The organism is Vibrio jasicida CAIM 1864 = LMG 25398 (assembly GCF_000400365.1).
In the GTDB taxonomy this organism is placed as follows: Bacteria; Pseudomonadota; Gammaproteobacteria; order Enterobacterales; family Vibrionaceae; genus Vibrio; species Vibrio jasicida.
In genome coordinates, this window is sequence record NZ_BAOG01000039.1 from 1 (window position 1) to 22,357 (window position 22,357).

Genomic DNA, 22,357 nt, shown 5'->3' on the forward strand with positions numbered 1-22,357 from the left:
TTTTATTGTTTGTTGGCTGTTGGGTTTTAGCTGTCGTTATCTATATTGCTCACAACCTTAAACCTACCGCACCTTAGTGCGCATTATATGTGTTATGTTAAATGCAATATAGACGTACGCCAAATCTTGTTTACATGGGTCTCCTATCCCTCTCAGATTTCAAATTCAGACATCGTTTGTTAGGTTCATTAAACATAATGGTGATTTACCATAAAATAGCTAATATGGATCTATCAATCTACGATTGCTCGCTCTGCTATTAGCTCGTTTGTCTTTTAGCTTACTAATCGTTGCTTGTTCTTTGGTATGTTTCATACGCATTACAACTTTTGCGGACACAAACCACAGATACAAAAAGAGCGTCTGTTTGAGACGCTCTTTAAAATTTTTTGCTTAGTTTAAATTAACCGCCGGCCAACTTAACTGTCATGCCTTTCTTTTCAAGATGAGCTTTGATTTTATCACGAGCATCACCTTGAATTTCAATGGTTCCATCTTTTACTGAACCACCGCAGCCACACACTTTTTTCAGTTCTGCGGCTAACAACTTTAGCGGAGCGTCATCTAAATCCAAACCTGTGACGATACAAACGCCTTTTCCTTTGCGACCTTTAGTTTGTCGTTGAATACGAACAACACCGTCGCCTTTAGGACGTTCGACTTTTTCTTCTTCAGGTTTGATTCGACCAGTTTCTGTTGAATATACGAGAGACATACTCTTATTTCTTTTGCTGTTGTGCTTGCATCGCTTTTTGCTTTGCAACTAAATACGCTTCGATATGACGTTGAATTGCGGCTTTCGCACCTTTAATCAACTTGCCATTGAACATACAGTACCAAGCATTTGGCTCTCCTGTATCGTTCTTTATCGTGTAGCCATTAAATACTTCAGATTGAGGGTTGCCGGTGCTTTGCGTTCGTTGACCTAAAGAAGAAAACTCTTTGGGGTCGATAATAGACGCGGTATCACACCACCAATCAATGCTCTTTTTTACCGCCGTTAAACTGCCTTGTAAAACGTGGTTTTTGATTTTAACCTTCCAAACGCTACCATCGGATCCGCCTGATTGCAGGTTAAAACCTCTATAATTTGAAATTGCCATACCACTGAGCCATCTATCTAATGCTTTGATACAATCATAATTATAACCGAACAATATTCAAACACTAATGCCTTACAAAAGTTCGGTTATTCTTATTTCTACCACAAAACGAATGACGGTAACGTTAGTTAGCTTGCAGTATTAATACAATCAGCTAAAAATTCGTGGAACTGATGACCATTATTTTGCAGCATTTTAGGGAACATCGAGATCGGCGTCATACCTGGGAAAGTATTTACCTCATTCAAATAGATTTCATTGTCTTCCGTTAAGAAGAAATCGATACGCGATAAATGGCGAAGATTCATTTGCTTAAAGACTGTCTGTGAAGCTTCAAGAATCGCATCCACCTGCTCTTCTGTTAAGTTCTTTGCTTCAACTTCTGTCAGCGAATGACTCGCACTGCTGTACTTCTCATCGTAAGAATAGAAGGCACCATCAGGCGCGATTACCTCACCTGGTTTGGTAATGTGCAGTTGGCCACCCATCTCATAAGCTGCGACTTCAAGCTCACGTGGTTTCACTGACTTTTCAATCAACACCTGCTCAGAAAAACCGAAGGCATCGTTGACTGCTTGTCGTAATTTTGACTTTTCAGTGACACTGTAACACCCAACAGAAGAACCTTGACGAGCAGCTTTGACAAACACTTTTCCCCATTTATCAAATGCTTGTTGCGCTTTCTCGTGGGCGTATTCATCATTACGAGTCAGAAATAAGTATGGAGTGTTTGGGATACCAATTGCATCGTACCAAAGCTTAGATGTGATCTTATTGAAGCTGTTGCTGCTCGCCTCAGGACCGCAACCAAGGTATGGAATGCCTGCGATTTCAAACATGGACTGAATATCGCCAGTTTCACCAGGGAAACCATGAATACAAGGAACGATAAAATCGACGGCTAAACTCGAAGTATCTGAACAAAGTTGTTTTGTGTTCAAGTCTAGGTAAACCAACTCATTTTGGTTTGTTACCCAACCTTCATTTTTGATTTCTACGCGCGTTACTTTAACGTTTTCAATCAAATTTAATTGCTGCTCGACGAAGTTTGCAGACAATAATGAGATCTCGTGTTCCGATGAACAACCACCGCATAAAAGAAGAATATTTTTAATCATGAATCAATCTTTCCGTGATTTTAAAAAGATACTATTCAGTATGATAAACTTTTGGTTAGCTACGTACAGTAATTTTACTGTGAAGAATGCTGTTTGAATAGGATTTAACCAAAGAAAGAAGGGAGCAATTTGCTCCCTTCTTTTTGTGTTATTAGTTGAGTTTATTAAGTGTTGGGTATGCCGAGTTTTTAATGGCATCGATACTCTTAACAAATGGCTTCAACTGCTGAAAATGCCCAGGAAGCGTCGATATTGCTTGTTGTGCTTCAGCGCTAGTTGCGTAATCGCCGTAAAGCACTGAGAACCACTTAGTGCCATTGACTACTTTGTAGTTTTCCCAAATAGGTTGGCTGTTCTGTGGAAGCTTGCTCGCGAATTGGTCTACTTTCGCTTGGCTGCCGACGGCAACAACTTGGATGGTGTAACCAAAGCGTTGAATGCTCGCTTGCTTTTTACTTGGTGGAATGATCTTAACTGGCTTCGCTTGATCTTTAGGGGTTAATTTAACCACCTTCTTCTCTTCTGGCTTCGCAGTCATTTTGACAACGGTAGGCTCTACGTCTTTTTCTACCACTGCGTTTTCAGAAGACATAATTGGCTTAGAGACAGCCTGAGATTGGTAGTCTTCTTGGTAACTTTCTGATGTCACGTCAGTGATGTAAGTTTCCGAGGCACAAGCAGAAAGTAGTACTGACAAGCCGATGATTGCGATTTTTTTCATGAAGTAACAAACGCTCTGAACAAATATTACGATAAATCATGCCGATAGCAGGCTATTTTATCAAGCACCAAACACAATAATCTTTGAATTTGATGTGATGAGTGACACAAACTCTACAAGCATGGTTTAGATTTGCACCAATGTCTGGCTTATTCATATTTAAACAGAAAGTTATTCGTTTATGATTGTATAAGGACTAACCACTCGCTTTCGACGTCTATGGCCAAGGAGTAACAATGAACAAACTACAAAAACTCTTCAAACCGAATTCTGTTGCAGTGGTCGGCGCATCACAAAAAGAGCTGCGAGCTGGGCAAATTGTGATGCGTAATTTACTCCAAAGTGGTTTTGGCGGTGCCATAATGCCAGTCACACCAAAATACAAGTCGGTATCTGGTGTCATTGCTTATCCGAACGTAGCTTCCCTACCCTATACACCTGATATCGCGATCCTCTGTACAAACGTTTCTCGTAATAAACAGCTTTTAAAAGACCTTGATGCTCGTGGTACTGCATTCGCTATTGTTATTTCTGACGACGCTGAAAGCATCGATATTTCAGAGCTGAATATTCGTGTTTTAGGTCCAAATAGTCTTGGCATTATTCTGCCTTGGCATAACTTCAATTGCTCTTTTTCTCCCGTTGCTGCACGACCAGGAAAGATAGCTTTTATTTCACAGTCGGCAGCAGTATGTACAACCGTTCTTGATTGGGCCAACGACAAGAACATCGGTTTTTCTTCCTTCATTTCTATTGGACAAGGTCAAGACATCGATTTTGCGGAACTTCTCGACTATTTAAGTATGGATGGAAAAACCGAGGCAATCTTGCTCTACGTTGATTCAATTAAAGATGCTCGACGTTTCATGTCCGCTGCTCGAGCTGCCTCACGTAACCGAAGAATTTTGGTCTTAAAAGCTGGCCGCTCTAAACAAGCTCGCTCTTTAGATGAAGAAAGCATCGATGCGTTAGATATCATTTATGATTCTGCGATACGTAGAACTGGTATGTTGCGCGTTGGCAATACACATGAATTGTTTGCAGCTGTAGAGACGCTCACTCATTCGGTGCCACTTCGCGGAGAGCGCCTCGCCATTGTGACGAATGGTGGCGGGCCCGCAGTGATGGCCGTTGACACGTTACTAGAACTTGGGGGAAAACTCGCCTCTCTTGATGAAGAGTCAATCAACCAATTACAAGCCGCTTTGCCCAGTAATTGGCGAGGAATCAACCCTATCGACTTAGCTGGAGACGCGACGAAAAAGCGTTATGTCGATACGATCAATGCCATCATGAATAATGATTGTACTGATGCAATCTTGATCATGCACAGCCCTTCAGCGGTATCAGATTCATTGGATACCGCGAATGCCGTTATTGAAGCGATTCAAGCACACCCAAGGCACAAGCATTTCAATATCCTGACAAATTGGTCTGGCGAACAAACCTCTAGAGAAGCACGTTTGGCGTTTACTCAGGCCGGTATTCCCACCTACCGTACACCTGAGAGTGCGGTCGTCGCATACATGCACTTAGTCGAGTACAGACGCAACCAAAAACAGCTGATGGAAACACCAACGACGGCAGAACCACTGCACTCAGGCAGCGTCAATCTTGCCCGTGATTGGGTTAATGACCAACTACTGGATAAAAAATCAGTAGTTCTCGATACGCACCAGACAAGTCCATTATTCGAACAGTTTGGCTTTAAGATGCTACCGACTTGGATTGCCTCTGATGTAACAGAAGCGCTTCATATGGCAGAAAATATTGGGTATCCAGTAGCAGTAAAACTGCGTTCTCCCGACATTCCTCATAAATCTGATGTTCATGGCGTTGCGTTGAACCTAAGGAACAGCCAAGAAGTATCAAGTGCAGCACAAGCAATCCTTGATACAGCGAAACTGAGTTATCCATCTGCAAACCTTCAGGGTCTTCTCGTACAAGGCATGGCTAAGCTTGGTAGTGCGGAAGAACTGCGGGTAAGTATTGTAGTAGACAGCGTATTTGGGCCCGTAATTCTGCTTGGTCAAGGCGGTTCAGATTGGAACATCACCCAAGATGCTGTTGCCGCTTTGCCTCCTCTAAATATGAATTTGGCACGCTACTTAATCGTGATAGCACTCAAATCTGGCAAAATACGATTACAAAAACACAAAGATGCCATCGACATTACCGAGTTGTCTAAATTCCTAGTTCGAATCTCACAAATGGCGGTTGAGCTACCTGAAATAGAAAGACTGGATATTCACCCAGTACTTGCATCAGGTAGTGATTTTACCATCATTGATGCCGACTTAACGCTCAGGAAGTACCAAGGGGATGCTCAAGAACGTTTGGCTATCCGCCCTTTCCCTGCTGAGTTTGTGGAAACCGTCACGTTAAGAGATGGGCAACCAATCTTACTTCGCCCAATCTTGCCAGAAGATGAACCCATCCATGCACAGTTTATTAATAGTGTGTCAAAGGAAGACTTGTACAATCGCTTCTTCTCGGACGTTGGCGAGTTTAATCATGAAGCGCTTGCGAATCTAACTCAGATTGATTACAACCGTGAAATGGCGTTTGTTGCTGTTGCTTTTGATGAGAATGGACCTTCTATCATCGGTGTAGCAAGAGCGTTGATTACACCTGACAATAGCGATGCTGAGTTTGCAATATTGGTTCGGTCTGACTTGAAAGGTAAAGGGCTCGGTAAAGTTCTGATGCAGAAAATCATTAGTTATTGTCAAGTCAAAGGGACCAAACAGATGTCAGGAATGACAATGCCGACTAACCGAGGCATGCTTTCTCTAGCACAAAGTTTAGGCTTCGAACTTGATGTTCAGTTTGCTGATGGCACTGCAGACATGGTTTTGCCATTAAATTAGCCTTGCTATGCCGATATGGTTTAAGAGCTCAAAGTTGTCACAGCGGATAGAGTATGTGCACAGCAAACCTCGAATCTGACAGAAAAAACAAGGGACGTTGTGCGCGTCCCTATTAATTTCTATGCGTCTGCGTTATTAGCCATAAGCGTGACAATGTCACTTTAATTTCCAGTTTTTCTTCAAATACTGAACGCACCATGACTTCGCTTCTCCCATGGCGTTTCTGCGCCAAGCAAGGATTATCTCGATGGGTTGCTCTTCAGTACCTTCGATACGTTTTAGTAGCCCACTCTCAATCATACTCTGTGCGACTTGACTAGGAAGCGTCCCTATACCCAGTCCAGAAGCCAATGCTTCTACTTTTGCAGGAAAGTTGGTCACTGTCAGCCTGGGCTGCTTTTGCATAACATTGATAGACAGCGCTGGTTGCTCTCTTGCCGTATCGGCGATTGCTATCACTCGGTACTTTTCTCTCGCCGCATCATCGAAATCGCCATTGCGCTTATGTACGTAATGATCAGCCGCGGCAACCCAAACCATGCTCATTTTGCCGATCTTTTCCGCTTTCACATCATGAGGAAGTGTATCAAGTGCTGGGCACACTAATAGATCAGCTCTGCCTGTATTTAATGATTCCCAACTACCCGCAAGTATCTCTTCTTGCAAGCGCACTCTCGTACTACTCACATTGGCCAAAGCATCCACCATCGGGAAAAAATTGGAAATGGGAATGATGCCATCAAAAGCGACAGTAATGTCCAACTCCCACCCGTTAGCCAGCAAGGTCGCATCATTTACTAACTTTTCACTTGCTTGAAGAATTGCTCTACCACTTTCAAGGATCAGTTTCCCGGCTTCTGTAAAATGTGCTTTGTGCCCTGAACGATCGAAGATGATGATATCAAGGTCTTGTTCAAGCTTTTGGATCTGGTAACTGAGAGAAGAAGGAGCTCGTTCCAGCTCGTTCGCAGCGGCAGCAAAACTCCCCCTTCTATCAATCGCATCGAGGATATGAAGTGCTTCTAAAGTGATTGGGCTTTGCACATGAACTTCCTTTTATGTGATTTTAATCACGGTAGTGGCATTTGAAATACCATGTTAAAAAATGACTTTAAACAATATAACAGATTGATAATTAAAGACTACCTTTGGCGTAGCACAAATTACTTTTGACAAAAACAATATTAAATAACAATGGTAATGATAGTAATTACCATTTAGATAAACTAAGATACCGCACGTTGTTATTGCCTATTATGGATTTAAGGTATTGAAGCCAATGTATAAAAAATCAATTTTGTCAGCCTCTATTCTAGTTGCCCTTTCTCAAGGTGCTTACGCAGATGATACTTCAACATTTAATGAAGTGGTTGTATCCGCTACCCGTACAGAGCAAAACATCAATGATGTTTCAGCTTCTGTTGAATCGGTATCTTCTCAAGATATCGAGCGTTCTCTTTCTAAAGATCTGTATGATGCAGTTCAATACACTCCGGGCGTTGAAGCTACCACTTCAGGTCGCTTTGGCATCTCTGGCTTTAACATTCGAGGCATGGAAGGCGATCGAGTTAAAATCGTTGTTGATGGTGTTCAGCAAGCCACTCCATTCAACCCAGGTGGTGGCGCTGTACAAGCTATTTATCCAAACGCGATTGAGCTTGATACACTCACAAGTATCGAGATCAACAAAGGCCCATCTTCAACCCTTTACGGTTCAGATGCAATGGGTGGCGTGGTTGTTCTAAAGACGAAAGATCCATCAGACGTTTTGAAAACAGACGGTGATGAAAACCGTTTTGGTATTAAATCAAGCTACTACTCTGTTGATGAGCAATTCAAGAACACATTAACTTGGGCAATGCGCCAAGGTAACCTTGAAACGCTATTAATGGGTACATACGCTACAGGTAGCGAGCGACAAACGTACGGTGACGGTTCTGATATTGATGGTAGTGATCGCGGATTAGAAAACCCTGCAGACAAAGACCTAAACAACATTCTTGCTAAAGCCTACTACACACTAAATGATACGAACAAAATTGGTCTCGTCTTTGAGCGTTACAATTACCAGTACGATGAAAACAATCGCAGTGGTAACTACACACTAAACTTTGGCCCTATGCCTGGTGTCACTTATGCTGATGCAAAAAGCAGTGATGAGACGACACGTACGCGCTACGGCATTAACTACGAGTTAACGAAAGCTAACCCAGCCTTCGACGGAATGAAGCTAGACTTGAACTATCAGGTTACAGAAAGCGAAAACTCTAACTTCTCTAACGTGACTGATCATTTAGGCTACATTGGTTACGAAGGTGACCGAACTCGCCTGCGCCAAGCTGAAGATAAATCGCTCCAGTTTGATGCACAGTTCGATAAAGTGATTACCATGGACAATGCTATTCATGAGCTAACCTACGGTTTGAACTCTGTACACACTGATTTTCAGCTGACTAACGTTGATATCTTCCATGACAATGGCACAACAAAACCTGGTTCAACCACTATCCCAGACGCAACAGTAACTGAATGGGGCGTTTTCCTTCAAAACAACGCATTCTTACTAGAAGATACGCTTGTTCTTAACGCTGGTATTCGTTATGACTCATTTGAAGCTGACCCTTCTTCAGATGAAGGCTTCACAACTGAACGTAAGAAAAACAGCAACGATGCTTGGACGGGTAAACTGGGTGCGGTATATCACATTAACGATAAGCTAAGTACATTTGCTCAAATCAGCCAAGGCTTTAAAGCGCCAACGGTCGAGCAGCTTTACTACGAATACGACACGGGTGCTGAATTCGTTCCAAACCCAGATCTAGAAGCGGAAAAGAGCCTTTCATACGAGATCGGTTTCCGAGGTCAAAACGACTTTGCTCAGTTTGAATTGACCGGTTTTATCACGCAATACAAAGACTTTATTGACGCTGAAGACCTGCCAAGCATCGACCCAAACAAAGATCGTATCACCATCGTAAACCGTGACGAGGTGGATATTTCTGGTGTGGAATTTAGTTCAACTCTACTGCTAGATGAAAGCTTCTCAGCGCCTAAAGGTATGTACACTAAACTGTCTGTGACTTACCTAGACAGCGAAGACAAGTCGACAGGTAAACCTCTTGATTCTGTAGCACCGCTTTCATCAGTCATTGGCTTAGGCTACGACAATGTTGAGCACAACTTTGGTGCACTAGCCTCACTAAAACTTGCGGCGAAGAAAGATGACTGGTCTGATGAAGACCAAATTGATTCATCAGGTTACGGTGTAATGGACATTACCGCTTACTACATGCCAGTGAAAGACCTGACAGTATCGGCTGGTTTGTTCAATGCGTTCGACAAGAAATATTGGACATACCAAGACGTTCGCGGCCTTGATAACACCGACAACACCGATTTTTACAGCCAACCTGGCCGTAACTGGGGTGTATCTGTAGACTACCAATTCTAATTTACTTTTTAGCGATATAATGAAAAGCGCCTGACAATGTCAGGCGCTTTTTTATTCTATGTAAACCCTTAAAGGCTGCAGGTTTAACGCATTTTTGATGCTTTACAGACTTTTCTAAGTAAAACATTTCTTCCGCACTACAAAAACAAAAAAGCCAGCATTATGCTGACTTTTTACCAGTACTTTCATTTCTAAAATGTTAAGAAAAGAATGAAAAATGAAAGATTATTGTTTTGCCATCTCTTTCTTCACCATAACTGCTGCAGCAACGATGAATGCGATGATTAAACCAAGTTCCATGAACTACCCCGAATAGTTTAAAGAAAATTTACGACCTAAATTAAGAGTCGGGCATAGTTTAGCACTTCTATAATTACGTGCTACCTTTTAACCACAAATTTACGATTTTTTCCGATTTAGATCAAAAAAGGTGCGATAACGCACCTTTTTGTTACTATTTTGTAAAATTGTCACTTTTAGGCGTCTGGGTAACCTTGTGGGTTATTTGACTGCCAACGCCACGTATCACCTGTCATTTCTTCAAGTGTTCGCCCTGCCTTCCAACCCAGCTCATTCGCTGCTTTTGAAGGGTCAGCCCAACACTCAGCAATATCACCAGGACGACGATCCACCAGCTTAAATGGAACCGGTTTACCAGAAGCAGCTTCAAACGCTTTCACCATTTCCAGTACGCTATAACCATTACCTGTACCTAGGTTGTAGATATGAAGGCCTGCTTTGTTACCTACTTTGTCTAATGCCGCAACGTGACCGTCAGACAAGTCCATAACATGGATGTAGTCACGAACACCCGTACCATCTTTTGTTGGGTAATCGCTACCAAATACCGACAAAAATTCACGACGACCTACAGCAACTTGAGAGACGAAAGGCATCAAGTTATTTGGAATACCTTGTGGGTCTTCACCAAGCTCACCTGTTGGGTGCGAACCTACTGGGTTGAAGTAACGCAGCAACGTGATACTCCAGTCAGGGTTCGCTTTTTGGAAGTCAGTTAAACATTCCTCGACCATCAGCTTACTGCGACCATAAGGGTTAGTTGCACTTGTTGGGAAATCTTCTGTAATTGGCACTGTTGCAGGATCGCCATATACCGTTGCAGATGAACTAAACACGATAGATTTCACACCAGCGTCACGCATGGCATCGACCAATACGAGCGTACCGTTAACATTGTTGTCGTAGTATTCTAATGGTTTCTCTACAGATTCACCCACCGCTTTGAGACCGGCAAAGTGAATCACTGCTTCAATGTTATGCGTCTTCATCGCATCGACTAATGAGGCTTTGTCGCGAATATCCGCTTCAATAAATACAGGTGTCACACCGCAAACTTTCTTTATACGTTCTAGTACTGTCGGTTTGCTGTTGTAAAGGTTATCGAGAATAACTGGCGTCATACCAGCTTCGATCATTTGAATACAAGTGTGGCTGCCAATGTAGCCCATACCACCCGTAACAAGTACTTTCATTTTATCATTCCTTCTGACGCGAATCGGGCTAGTTTAAAGGTTTCTAGCCCGTTTTTAAACAGTCTCTGGGGATTCGCAACCCATTAAAATCGCTTGGCCTTTACCCGCTTTCTTTGCTTGGTACATGGCCGTATCGGCGCTTTTCAATATTCTTGTGGCATCGCGTTCATTCACACCGACCAACTTAACACCGATACTGACACCGACTTTCAGTAAGGAGCCTCTGTATTCAATCGGCGCACAAATACTCTCGAGTAAGTGTTCAGCGATGCGTGTCACTGCTTTTTGATTTGCAGGATTCACTAACATCACAAATTCATCACCAGACAATCGCGCAATGAGATCGCTGTGTCGCGTGGTGGACGTCATACGCTCAGCAACTTGCTTAAGCACTTCATCCCCGGCATCATGCCCGTAAGTATCGTTGATGGCTTTAAAACCGTCCAAGTCGAGATAAAGTACCGCAAATTCATCTCGTAAGTAGCCTGATCTTTGTACCAATTCTTCCAGCTCCAAGTGAAATTTGGAACGATTAGCAAGGCCGGTAAGTGCGTCATGATGAGCAAGGTATTCAAGCCTTTCCATTTCCTTTGCGCTCGAAAGATCAGTCAAGATGATCACCATATCATACGCATTATTATCTTCACTTTTCACAATGCGATTTACTTTTGCAAACAGAGGAATGAGTTGCCCGTTGTGGTTTTTCTCAATGACTTCCCCCTGCCACATGCCATAGTTTTCGATCGACTCTAAAATGCTTGGCATCATCGCTTGTAACTTGCGCCAACGAATCGATTTGATAAACGGCTTTCCAATCAACTGTTCCATCTCAAGGCCGGTCAGTTTCGTGACGGCGGGGTTTACCATCGTAATAATGCCTAAGTGATTAAGAACCACCAAACCATCCTGACTGCTCTCAAACACACGTCCTGCAACTTTTTGACGATTCATCGCCTCTTCGATGGCGGTTATATCTTGAATCGCAAACAACAAATATCCGTGTTTGGATAGACGTCGACTCGTAAGGCTCAATTGTTGCTCGTTCAAATCACTTTGTAGATGTATATCATCACACTCTAATCCGCGGCTCAGAATCTGACTAAGTTCGTTGGGTGTTTTGGTTTTAATCAAGTCGCAGATGTTCGCCGTTTCCAAATTATGGAACGTTTCTTTAAATATATGGTGAGTCATCTTATTGCAATGGATGACCCTTCCTAAGTTATCCGTCACAATGAGCGCGTATTGAATCGAGTCAATCACTTCTTCTGAAAACGACTTACGGCGCTCAAGTATATCTAATGTATGTTTACGCTGTTTCTCACGTTTTTGTAGCTTATCGACCATGAGGTTAAATGAAGCAACGAGATCCCCCACTTCATCTTTTGCTCGATGATTGATACGTCCGCTCAAATGGTGACCGTTAGCAAAATCCTGTAATGCTCTGTTCACTTCAATCAGTGGACGAAGAACTCGTCGTTCGACACCAAAGTAAAAAGTCACACCACCAGCGAAGAGAATAACCAAGAACAATAAGCCATCTTGTAACAGCGCATCTCTTACTTGCATCATCGGCAATTGAGATAACGTTACACGAATACTACCGATAACTTGCCCTTCATGAATAATTGGCTCTAATACATAAAGGAAATGAGCCGATAACGCATACCCTAAGGAATGCAAACGGCTGCGCTCTTTAACTGAGGGGCTCGGTGCAGAAAAGCCATCAAGCGCAAAAACGGCAAACGGCTGATTGTTTTTGTCATACAACTTGACGAGTGATACGTTTGGCTCCATCAAAAAATCAGCCAAAATGGTTTGTGCTTTTTGCTTGTTCTTTGTGGCGAGCGCATCTTTAATGGAATGAGCGACATCATTAATAAGAACTTTCGTCTGCTCAACGAGCTCATGTTTGGCGGACTGGTACGTGATGTATGACGTGTAACTCTGAGATGTAACAAAGATGACCGTGATGAAAGCGAGTATCGGCCATATTAGCTTTGCTCGTATTGACATATATATTCCTGTCGCAAAAGACAACCCAAAAGACACAATGGTTGCTATGCAAGCTATCACACAAAAAGAAGAGTCAAGACTAACACGACAATCGATGAAATGAACCTGTAATTCTCAGATATTAGACTGATAAAACATGATTTTCTTGAAACTTCGGATCATTTCAAATTACTAAACGATCTTTATCGATTATCATCTGCTAGTCTTCTACCTGAAAAATGAAGTTAGTCACTGAACTTAAACGTATTTTCCTGCATTTTACATGCATAGTTCGGATTTATAGAAACGTATGACATTGAATAAACAGCAACTGACACTTAACTGCGATATGGGCGAAAGCTTTGGATCGTGGAAAATGGGCGCCGATGAAACGGTTATGCCACATATTGATATGGCGAACATCGCGTGCGGATTCCACGCCTCCGACCCAAATGTCATGCATGATACGATTACCCTAGCCAACCAGCACGACGTAGAAATTGGAGCTCACCCTGGCTATCCCGACATTCAGGGCTTTGGCCGTCGTAGTTTGGCTATGAACAACGATGACATTACCAACATGGTGATTTATCAAGTTGGCGCGCTGCAGGCACTGTGCAAAGCGCAATACACCGACATTGGTTACATCAAACCTCATGGTGCGTTATACAACGATATGATGGCAAATGACGGTGTTTTCTTGGCCTTAGTCAAAGCGGCCGCATTGTTCAAAGTCCCTTTAATGATCCTTGCTTCACAAGAGAATGAAAAATACCTTGAGATTGCTGATGATTTCGATGTTCCTTTGCTCTTTGAAGCGTTTGCAGATCGACGTTATCAAGACGACGGTTTACTCACTCCTAGAACCCACCCTAAGGCGGTATTAAACACAGAACACGCCATTCTTGAGCAAGTTAAAATGCTGGCAGAATCAGGCAGAGTAAAAACGGCTTCAGGCCAATACATTCTCTTAGAGGCCGATACCATTTGCGTACATGGAGACAATGAAGAATCGATCACGTTGATACAAAAAATACGTCAGAGTCTCTACACTGGAGGAAATTAATGAATCAAGGGCAGTTTTCTATCTCACCGATATCAGAGTGCAGTATTCTTATTCGCTTCGAAGAACCTATTACCGTTGAGCACATTGGCGAACTCGCACATCAGATTGTTGACAAGTTAAATATGATCGTCATGAACGTGGTCCCATCTTACCGCACCATCTTGATAGATTATTTGCCCTTTCGAATTCAAGAAGCGTCGATTTTAAATGAGCTTCAACATCTCATCTCTCGTTTCGACGTTCAGTCCATGGACAACAAACAGCCAAATTACATTTCTATCCCAGTCTACTATTCGGAAGAAACAGCTCTTGATCTTAAGCGGTTTGAACTCAAAGGGTTAACGCTGACAGAGCTTATCGAACAGCACACGCAAGTGGTTTATACTGTCTCTGCAATTGGGTTTGCCCCTGGCTTTGCATTCCTTTCTGACGTAGCAGAACGCATTCAAATACCAAGGCATCAAACCCCAAGAACGCACGTTCCTGCTGGAAGTGTCGCAATCGCTGACTCTAAAACAGCGGTGTATCCTTCTGATAGCCCTGGAGGTTGGAACGTCATCGGCAGAACCCCTATTTCCCTCTTTGTGGATACCCCTCCCTTTATCCCTTTCGAAGTAGGAGACAAGGTCACATTTGGTGCAATATCAAAACAAGAATTCCTCAACTTAGGAGGTATTCTATGAGTCGAATAGGATTATATGTAGAAAAACCAGGGGCGCTCTCTCTGATTCAAGATTTTGGACGCTTTGGCTTAGCTCATATCGGAATCACTCAAGGTGGGCCGGTGGATGATTACGCATACAGTTGGTCTAATCATCTACTCAATAACCCTGTCAATTGCTCAGTCATCGAAGTTACTCTCGGTAACGCGAGCTTTATAGCATTATCGGATTGTCACCTAGCAATTTGTGGTGGGGATTTAAATGCTTCTGTTGAAGGTTCACCTATCGCCAATTGGTCTGATTTCACATTAAAAAAAGGTCAAACACTTCGATTTGGTATGGCAAAAAATGGACTGCGCGCTTATCTAGCAGTCAAAGGTGGTTTTAGCGTCAGTACGCATCTTGGTAGCAGTTCAACGGTCGTTCGTGAGGGGCTCGGAGGTTTGCAAGGAAACGGTGAAGCGCTTCAAGTTGGTGATATCGTTGAATGTCACCCTCATTCACTGCCGAATACTAAACCTAAGCAGATGACGTTCCGATTCAAACCTGATTACAACCTACCGATTAAGCTAAGAGTGATCGAAGGCTATCAACACGAAGATTTCTCCCAACAATCTGTCAACGATTTCTATTCCAGTCGTTTTTCGATTTCAACGAATTCAAACCGTATGGGCTATAGATTGGAAGGCAAAACGATCATGCCGCCATATGACGGTATTTTATCTGAGGGCATTGCACTAGGCTCAATTCAAATCCCAAATGATGGTAATCCCATCGTGTTGCTGAATGATCACCAAACAATTGGGGGGTATCCAAAATTTGGCTGCGTTGCGAGAATTGATTTACCTCGCTTAGCACAAGCAAAGCCAGGTCAAGCAGTGAGTTTTGTTAAGGGAGATAGAAAAGGCTTGCAGGATGTTTGGTGTCAGTGGGCTCAGTTTTTCGGGTACTGAGCCCTAACTTCGTTAAACATTATCCATGAGGATATTTGCAGTAAAGTCAAATTTACATGCCGTAGCGCTCAGCTAATGCTTGTGGGTAACCACGTTGTTGAGTGAGCTTGATAGCAAACTGTTCGACTTCTTCTGCGGTCCACTTGACCGCATCAGGATGTTGACTCTCAACATGGCTACTTGGCTCGATATCAAACCAGTATTGCGCCATTTTTTGCGCTGCTAGTAAGGTCGATGAGGCTTTAACCACCTCAACACGTGCATAATGGTTATCTTCAAACGTAACATCAGCAGCACGAAGCACAGGATCAGTGCCCGGTATCTGCTGAGCACCAAATAAAGCTTTACCACCTTTTATCGCGGTATTGTAATCTGGAATAAATTGCGCCATATGCTGAATCGCATTGTCAGTGCGCTCTTCAAGAACCTCTTGCCGCCAACCGTTGCGTATCTTAGAAAGTAAGCGTGTTGGTAACACCGGTTGCGCAGACTCAGCACTACTCTCGACCAAACCATCATCAAACAATGTGATGCCTTTCGTCATACCATGCAATTGAAAGTAGCCGTTACCGTAAGGCGTCAGTTGCGCCATACCTTTGTCTGTTCCCCGAGGGCCATGGAAGATAACTTCTGGCCACTGCTGATGACTCGCTTCCCAACGAGTCACATAAGCCGCTTTAAATTCAACAAGTCGATCTCGTTTTACGCCGATGGAATCATCAACTTCACCGGTTTCGAAGCCGCAAGCATTGATGAGATAGTCGCAATACAATTGCTTATCTATTCCGTCTTGTTGGAAGCATAACGACCATGTATCACCATTCCATGCCGCATCTTTCAGCTCAGCTTGAGTATATACCTGAACATTCGGAAGCTGTGCCAGCGTCATGTTGGCAACAGCAGCTAATCGGAAAACACTCCAACCATACTCTTGTACTGCGACCACTGGGTACTTCAACGTGTCTAGATCAGCATGTTGTGCAAATGGAATACACCACTCATCGATCGTTTTAGGGTTCTCTGGTTGAATACCGTCAGCTAAAGCTAATAACGCTTCTTTTGAATAGAGCTTGTAATACGCTTCTGGATCTCCCAAAACTTGATTTCGGGGGTCTTGCTTAACAAGAGACTGATAGGCGCTTTTGATGGTCTCTAAACGAGGGATGAGCGTAGTAGGGTCTCCACCATCGGAGTGAGGTACTGCAATGACGGTTGGTCGAATATTCAATGAGTGAGGATACAAACGAATTGTATCAATAGACTGCGTTAAAAGATCTAGGCACTGTTGCTCAGAAATTTCCCGATATAGGTTACCACCAGCATGTAAATGACAGATGGGTGGGCCATTAACGAGCGAAACACCCTTCTCGATCACTGATACCTGAAAACCTAGCTCTGCAAAATGGATAGCAGCGGTTGCCCCTGCAACGCCACCACCGATTACTGCGATATGTTTATCTTTACGATTTGGAAACTCAGACTTCATTGCTTCACTGAAATTTTTATAAGGAGAAATCTTTACTTAATGTTGATTCTACTCGCCTTTGAGCATGATTAAAATCACAAAAAGTTCATGGGTTTGCATTTGTTAACGGTATACGTCAAAAGTTACTTTTAAGAGCAAAAAATTTCGAAAAAAAATGCTTGACGAGGTTGTTGAGAAAGCGAATTTTTAGGGGCATGTGCATAATAATTTTGCTCCAACACCCATGGTGTAAAGCCTGCGGAAACACCCTACTTTTCGACCACTTCAGTTATCCAAAAAGTTATCCACTGTTTTTGTGGATAACTAAAATAAAACTGTCATAGAGCGCTTCCGCTGTGACTAACTCACGTTGCATTAAGTGTTTACAGGGGTTAACAATCTTTTCAATAAACTCATCACCACTAAGGCTAGAACAGCAAACGTACCCAGAGGCAAAGCTATCCACAATTCTGGGTGGATCTGTGGGTTCAGATCAAAGCCATATTTCATCACAGCAGCGACACAAAGCTCTGCAGCTATGACGGCTACACCACTCGCAACAACGGCCATGATCCCATACTCCGCCCACAACGTAGTGTTGATCCGTTTTTTACTTGTTCCTAAGGTACGATACAAGCGAATTTCTTGCTGTCGTTGAGAGAGGCTCAGCCTTAACAGCGTAAAGATCAGTAATAAACCAGCAACAACACCCAATAGAGCAAGAATAGTAATAGCAGAGACGATTTGTTGTACGAGTTCTTGTATCTTGTCTCCCATCGTACGAATATCAAGAACCGAAACCGTTGGATGAGCGCGAGACATTGAAGTTAGTAACGAATCATCATCTTCACTAATACGATAACTGATCAAATAGGAGCCAGGTAAGCTAGCCATGACATCCGAAGAAAAAATGAAGTAGAAATTGGGCTTCATATCTCGCCATTCTACATGTCGGATACTATCAACCGTTGCATCGAAATTCTGGCTGTTAATCACAAAGCGAAGTGTATCACCCAGCCCTATCCCTAAGTCCTCTGCAACTTTAGCTTCGACTGAGACGCTGTCCTTATTCGTCCACTCACCAGAAAGCACTTCGTTGTATTCAGGTAACACATCGCCCCATGTCAGGTTGAGTTCACGACGAATCGCATCAGACCCTTCGCCTTGATACTCGATTTCCTTAACGTTCTCGCCATTAATTTCGGTCAATCTACCACGAATAATTGGGAACGCTTGTGACCGTGTCACTTGGTTTTTATCTAACGTTTCCAGATAGCTATCTAACTCATAGTCCGCAATATTTAAAGCAAATACATTCGGGGCATCAGCTGGAAGAGTCCTCGCCCAGTCAGCCAGAATATCGCTACGCACCAACCAGATAATAGAAAGCAACATTAGAGATAAAGATAATGCACCAAACTGAAGTCCACTCGTAAGCGGCGTTCTGTTGATACGACTTAAAGCCAGTTTCATTGCAGGGCGTGTTGATAGACGTGCAAATAATTTGGTGAGTCCAACGCTCACCGCCGCCAACACAATAAATAATTTCGCAATACCAGCTAAGACTATCCACACCAACGTGTTATTGGCATAAATAACCAATAGAGGAACCACTGGGACCAAAACTAACAACATACGCTTCCATGAACGTTTTGCAGTCCCTTGCTGGAGCACTTCTAAGGCGGGAGTTTTGATAAGGCCAAGTAGTGGAATCCCAAGTGCAGGCACCGTGATCAATATGGCAGAGGCGACAGACACAAGTATTGGTGTGACGCCGTAACTAGGTAATGGATTTGGCAGCAAGTCTTTCAGTGGGATTCGCAATAGGTACTCTAACCCACTGCCAAGCAAGATGCCGACGACACTTGCACTCACCAACAGAATCGTAACCTGTATTAAAAGCCATTTTTCGATCCAGCGACGACTTGCCCCTAAGCTCTTTAACATCGCAATAGTTTGCGTACGGCTGTTCACGTAACTTTGACACGTTAATACTAATGTAGTTGCCGCCATTATGATGACAATAGCAACGGTAAGAGATAAGTATTGAGTCGTGCGGTCGAATACTTCATTACTGCGACTTGCGGTGTCTTGTGTTCGCCAACGGTCACTGGGTGAAAGCTGGGTGCTGTCTTGCAATTTAGTAAGAGTCGCGTCGTCACCTTTCAGAAACAATCGGTATTGTACTCGACTACCAACTTGTATTGCGCCCGTTTTGACCACGTCTGACGAACTTATGTAGGCGGAAGGCATTTGTTGGAAAGGATTAAAACTCAGCCCCGGTTCCATTAATACAGCGCCTGAAACCGTAAAATCAGCATCGCCTATCGTGACAATGTCACCTTTACTCACTTCTAGCTGGGCCATAATACGTTCATCAAGCCACAGTTGGTTCTGCGTTACATGACCTGACTCATTACTATCCAGTACTAGGTCACCCATAAGTGGGTAGTTTTCATCAACCGCCCTTACGGTAATCAACTGCATCCCATTCTCACTAAAAGCCATGGTCGCAAACCGCGTCATAGTTGAACGTTCAAGCGCTTGTGTGCTCGCTAGAAGCGGTTCTGGGATCGGATTGGCAGAGACAAAAACAGCGTCAGCAGTTAACGCATCCTTACCTTGTTTAATGATCACCTGCTCCATTCGCTCCGCCAGCGCCGATAATGCGAAAATGCTAGCGATCACCAATACCAATGCCACACTGATGGGCCATAAGTTACCTTGGCGTATTTCACCTAAACTCCAGCGGATAAGACTCTTATTTGGTGATTGTTTAGGGTTAACGTGCCCTTGGTCGGAACCTTGTTCGCTTGAAGAAATTACGGACATGCCACCTCCTCTATCATTTCACCCGCTTCCATTCGATAAACGCGGTCACAACGGCTTGCTAAATGACTGTCGTGGGTGACAAGAATCAAGGTCGTTCCATGTTGCTCGTTGAGGTCGAATAACAGCTCGATGACTTTCTCTGCGGTTTGATGGTCTAGGTTACCAGTTGGTTCGTCAGCAAATAACAACTCCGGCTGGGTCATAAACGCTCTTGCAAGTGCGACGCGTTGTTGCTCACCCCCTGATAGTTGGCTCGGTAAGTGGTCAAGTCGCTTTTCCAAACCAACAGCGGTTAACAATTCAGTCGCTCTTGCATCATTCTCAGCCTCACCACGTAGGAGACAAGGAAGAGTGACATTACGCAACGCGCTGAGACTTGGGATAAGAAGAAAGCTTTGAAATACGAACCCCAACGAATCTGCTCGGATTTTAGCGCGAGCTTCATCGTCCAATTTGGAAAGCTCATGCCCTAATAATGTAATTTCACCCGATGTTGGAGTATCTAGGCCAGCAAGCAGTGTCATCAGCGTCGATTTACCCGCTCCCGACGTACCTACGATGGCGATTTTTTCTCCCTTTCTAATGTCGACGTTTACATTTTTAAGGATTGTTAATTGTTCTTGATTAGTAGAAACTTGTTTAGAAACCAAATTCGCTTGAACAATAGGTGCTTTAAGTACAGGTGTTTGCATGATTCGTATACTTTCCTTAGTTCTCTTTCTTAGTCTTTCCGCAACCGCTATGGCGAGCGAAAAGCTTCTTGTATTGGGCGACAGTCTGAGCGCTGGCTATCAAATGCCGATCGAGGAGAGTTGGCCTAGCTTACTCCCAGACGCGTTATTAGAACATGGCCAAGATGTAAAAGTTGTTAACGGCAGTATCTCTGGTGACACCACGGGAAACGGCTTGGCCCGCTTACCCCAGTTATTGAAGCAACACTCTCCTGACGTTGTACTCATCGAGCTAGGCGCTAATGACGGACTTCGAGGCTTCCCACCTAAGCTTATTACGTCGAACCTATCGAAAATGATTACCATGATCAAAGATTCTGGTGCGAATGTGATCATGATGCAAATCCGTGTACCGCCTAATTACGGTAAACGCTACAGTGACATGTTCTACGATATCTACCCTAAGCTCGCAGAACATCAACAAGTTGAGTTGATGCCTTTCTTCCTAGAGCACGTAATCATCAAACCAGAATGGATGATGTCCGACGGCCTACACCCTAAACCAGAGGCACAGCCTTTTATTGCCGACTTTGTCGCGGAAGAATTGGTTAAACATCTCTAATTTTACTGGTCTAGCTCAATAAGTTTTACCTAACTTTACGTTACTCTTATCTGAATCTTATTCACCAAGGTCACATAATAAAAATGCAAATAGAACCGTTAATTCAAGGTGTTGTAGCTCGTTCGTCGCATCCATATGGTTGCCGTGCTTCCATCAAAGAGCAAATTGATTTCGTAAAACAAGCGCCACAAATCAAAAAAGGCCCAAAGCGGGTTTTGATCATTGGTGCTTCCTCCGGCTTTGGATTGGCCGCTCGTATCGCCCTAACCTTTGGTGGCGCAGAAGCTGACACAATTGGCGTATCTTTTGAACGCGGCCCGTCAGACAAAGGGGTTGGTAGCGCAGGTTGGTACAACAATATCTTTTTTAAAGAAGAAGCAATACATCATGGCCGTACAGCCATCAACATCGTTGGTGATGCCTTTTCGGATACAGTCCGTAATCAAGTGATTGAAGCGATTGAAACCTACTTTGAAGGTGAAGTTGACTTAGTTATTTACAGCTTGGCTACGGGTGTTCGCCCTATGCCGAATTCAGAAGAGTTTTGGCGCAGTGTCATCAAACCTATCGGCGAGTCAGTCACTGGCGCTTCAATTATGCTAGAGAACGATCAATGGGTTGAATCGTCGCTTGAACCAGCAACCGAAGAAGAAGCGGCAGCGACCATCAAAGTCATGGGCGGTGATGACTGGGAAAGTTGGATTGATGCTTTAATCAACTCAGAATCGGTCGCTGACGGCTGTAAAACCATTGCTTTCTCTTACATGGGCCCAGAAGTAACTCACCCTATCTACCTTGACGGTACGTTGGGCCGAGCAAAGGTAGACTTACACCAAACCAGCCATTCGTTGAATTTGAAAATGGCTAACTTCGGCGGTAGCGCTCACGCGACGGTGTGTAAAGCTTTGGTGACCAAAGCGAGTGTATTCATACCGGCGTTGAGCCCTTATCTACTAGCGCTTTATCGCGTGATGAAAGAGAAAGGTACACACGAACGATGTATTGAGCAAATGCAACGTTTATTCACAACTAAGCTGTATGACCAAGAAAAAGTACCCGTCGATGGTGAACGCTTGATCCGTATTGATGATCTTGAGTTAGATCCACAAGTTCAACAAGAGGTCTCTGCCATCCTTGAACAAATGAACGCAGACAATTTTAAAGAGCTTGGCGATTATGAAGGCTTCAAAGATGAGTTCATGAAGCTGAACGGGTTTAACTTTGAAGGCGTGGATTACTCACAAGACATCTCTTTAAAAACATTAAAAGCACTCAAGCCGTAGCCAACAGCTTGTCTCATAGGTGAGATAGTGCCAAGTAATTCAAAGTCCTGAACGG

17 protein-coding genes are annotated in these 22,357 nt (G+C 43.5%); 7 read left to right on the forward strand and 10 right to left on the reverse strand.

Annotated features, from left to right (window positions below; genetic code table 11):
* Positions 1 to 403 precede the first annotated feature (403 nt).
* From yciH to VJL_RS10970, 4 genes are all read right to left on the reverse strand, one after another.
* Positions 404 to 715 carry a stress response translation initiation inhibitor YciH gene (yciH, locus tag VJL_RS10955; RefSeq protein WP_038870723.1) on the reverse strand — a complete coding sequence of 104 codons (312 nt, stop codon included), beginning with the start codon at positions 713 to 715 and terminating at the stop codon, positions 404 to 406.
* Positions 716 to 719: 4 nt separating this feature from the next.
* The gene (locus VJL_RS10960; RefSeq protein WP_038870724.1) at positions 720 to 1,103 is read right to left on the reverse strand and encodes a DUF3319 domain-containing protein; all 384 of its coding nucleotides are present in this window, start codon (positions 1,101 to 1,103) and stop codon (positions 720 to 722) included.
* A 128-nt stretch (positions 1,104 to 1,231) separates the two neighbouring features.
* On the reverse strand, positions 1,232 to 2,221 hold the full coding sequence (locus VJL_RS10965; RefSeq protein ID WP_038877884.1) for a D-alanine--D-alanine ligase: 990 nt from the start codon (positions 2,219 to 2,221) through the stop codon (positions 1,232 to 1,234).
* Positions 2,222 to 2,372: 151 nt separating this feature from the next.
* Entirely contained in the window at positions 2,373 to 2,942 is a 570-nt protein-coding gene (locus tag VJL_RS10970; protein ID WP_038870728.1) for an SPOR domain-containing protein, read from the reverse strand.
* 236 nt (positions 2,943 to 3,178) lie between these two features.
* Between VJL_RS10970 and VJL_RS10975 the strand changes: the two genes are divergently transcribed.
* On the forward strand, positions 3,179 to 5,812 hold the full coding sequence (locus VJL_RS10975) for a bifunctional acetate--CoA ligase family protein/GNAT family N-acetyltransferase (protein WP_038877885.1): 2,634 nt from the start codon (positions 3,179 to 3,181) through the stop codon (positions 5,810 to 5,812).
* Between the two features lie 156 nt (positions 5,813 to 5,968).
* Here VJL_RS10975 and VJL_RS10980 read toward each other — a convergent pair whose 3' ends face one another.
* A complete protein-coding gene (locus tag VJL_RS10980) occupies positions 5,969 to 6,856 on the reverse strand; it encodes a LysR substrate-binding domain-containing protein (RefSeq protein WP_038877886.1) in 888 nt (295 codons plus the stop codon).
* A gap of 235 nt (positions 6,857 to 7,091) precedes the next feature.
* Here VJL_RS10980 and VJL_RS10985 point away from each other — a divergent pair, with 235 nt between their 5' ends.
* Entirely contained in the window at positions 7,092 to 9,263 is a 2,172-nt protein-coding gene (locus VJL_RS10985; RefSeq protein WP_038877888.1) for a TonB-dependent hemoglobin/transferrin/lactoferrin family receptor, read from the forward strand.
* A gap of 476 nt (positions 9,264 to 9,739) precedes the next feature.
* Here the strand turns inward: VJL_RS10985 and galE are convergent, their stop codons facing one another.
* Together galE and VJL_RS10995 are read right to left on the reverse strand one after the other, a co-directional pair.
* Positions 9,740 to 10,756: a UDP-glucose 4-epimerase GalE gene (gene galE, locus VJL_RS10990; RefSeq protein WP_038870736.1), complete on the reverse strand. Its 1,017-nt coding sequence runs from the start codon at positions 10,754 to 10,756 to the stop codon at positions 9,740 to 9,742.
* Between the two features lie 54 nt (positions 10,757 to 10,810).
* The gene (locus VJL_RS10995; RefSeq protein WP_038877890.1) at positions 10,811 to 12,769 is read right to left on the reverse strand and encodes a diguanylate cyclase domain-containing protein; all 1,959 of its coding nucleotides are present in this window, start codon (positions 12,767 to 12,769) and stop codon (positions 10,811 to 10,813) included.
* Between the two features lie 289 nt (positions 12,770 to 13,058).
* On the opposite strand from VJL_RS10995, the gene VJL_RS11000 reads away from it, so the two are divergent.
* From VJL_RS11000 to VJL_RS11010, 3 genes are read left to right on the forward strand one after another with little or no spacing between them, the layout of a single operon-like run.
* Positions 13,059 to 13,814, forward strand: coding sequence for a 5-oxoprolinase subunit PxpA (locus VJL_RS11000; RefSeq protein ID WP_038877892.1), 756 nt, complete (start codon positions 13,059 to 13,061; stop codon positions 13,812 to 13,814).
* Positions 13,814 to 14,497 carry a 5-oxoprolinase subunit B family protein gene (locus tag VJL_RS11005; protein WP_038877894.1) on the forward strand — a complete coding sequence of 228 codons (684 nt, stop codon included), beginning with the start codon at positions 13,814 to 13,816 and terminating at the stop codon, positions 14,495 to 14,497. The genes VJL_RS11000 and VJL_RS11005 overlap by 1 nt, the downstream gene beginning before the upstream one ends.
* Entirely contained in the window at positions 14,494 to 15,429 is a 936-nt protein-coding gene (locus VJL_RS11010; RefSeq protein ID WP_038877896.1) for a 5-oxoprolinase subunit C family protein, read from the forward strand. The genes VJL_RS11005 and VJL_RS11010 overlap by 4 nt, the downstream gene beginning before the upstream one ends.
* Positions 15,430 to 15,481: 52 nt before the next feature.
* Here VJL_RS11010 and VJL_RS11015 read toward each other — a convergent pair whose 3' ends face one another.
* From VJL_RS11015 to VJL_RS11025, 3 genes are all read right to left on the reverse strand, one after another.
* Positions 15,482 to 16,915, reverse strand: coding sequence for an FAD-dependent oxidoreductase (locus tag VJL_RS11015; RefSeq protein WP_038877898.1), 1,434 nt, complete (start codon positions 16,913 to 16,915; stop codon positions 15,482 to 15,484).
* A 354-nt stretch (positions 16,916 to 17,269) separates the two neighbouring features.
* Positions 17,270 to 19,726, reverse strand: a complete 2,457-nt coding sequence (locus VJL_RS11020; RefSeq protein WP_038877900.1) for an ABC transporter permease — start codon at positions 19,724 to 19,726, stop codon at positions 17,270 to 17,272.
* Positions 19,717 to 20,418: an ABC transporter ATP-binding protein gene (locus tag VJL_RS11025; RefSeq protein ID WP_038870743.1), complete on the reverse strand. Its 702-nt coding sequence runs from the start codon at positions 20,416 to 20,418 to the stop codon at positions 19,717 to 19,719. Before VJL_RS11025 ends, VJL_RS11020 begins: the two co-directional genes overlap by 10 nt.
* On the opposite strand from VJL_RS11025, the gene tesA reads away from it, so the two are divergent.
* Together tesA and fabV are read left to right on the forward strand one after the other, a co-directional pair.
* Positions 20,417 to 21,019 (forward strand): multifunctional acyl-CoA thioesterase I/protease I/lysophospholipase L1, encoded by a 603-nt coding sequence (tesA, locus tag VJL_RS11030; RefSeq protein WP_038877902.1) that lies wholly within the window; start codon positions 20,417 to 20,419, stop codon positions 21,017 to 21,019. The genes VJL_RS11025 and tesA overlap by 2 nt on opposite strands.
* 83 nt (positions 21,020 to 21,102) lie before the next feature.
* Positions 21,103 to 22,302: an enoyl-ACP reductase FabV gene (fabV, locus tag VJL_RS11035; protein ID WP_038877904.1), complete on the forward strand. Its 1,200-nt coding sequence runs from the start codon at positions 21,103 to 21,105 to the stop codon at positions 22,300 to 22,302.
* The last annotated feature ends 55 nt before the right edge of the window (positions 22,303 to 22,357 follow it).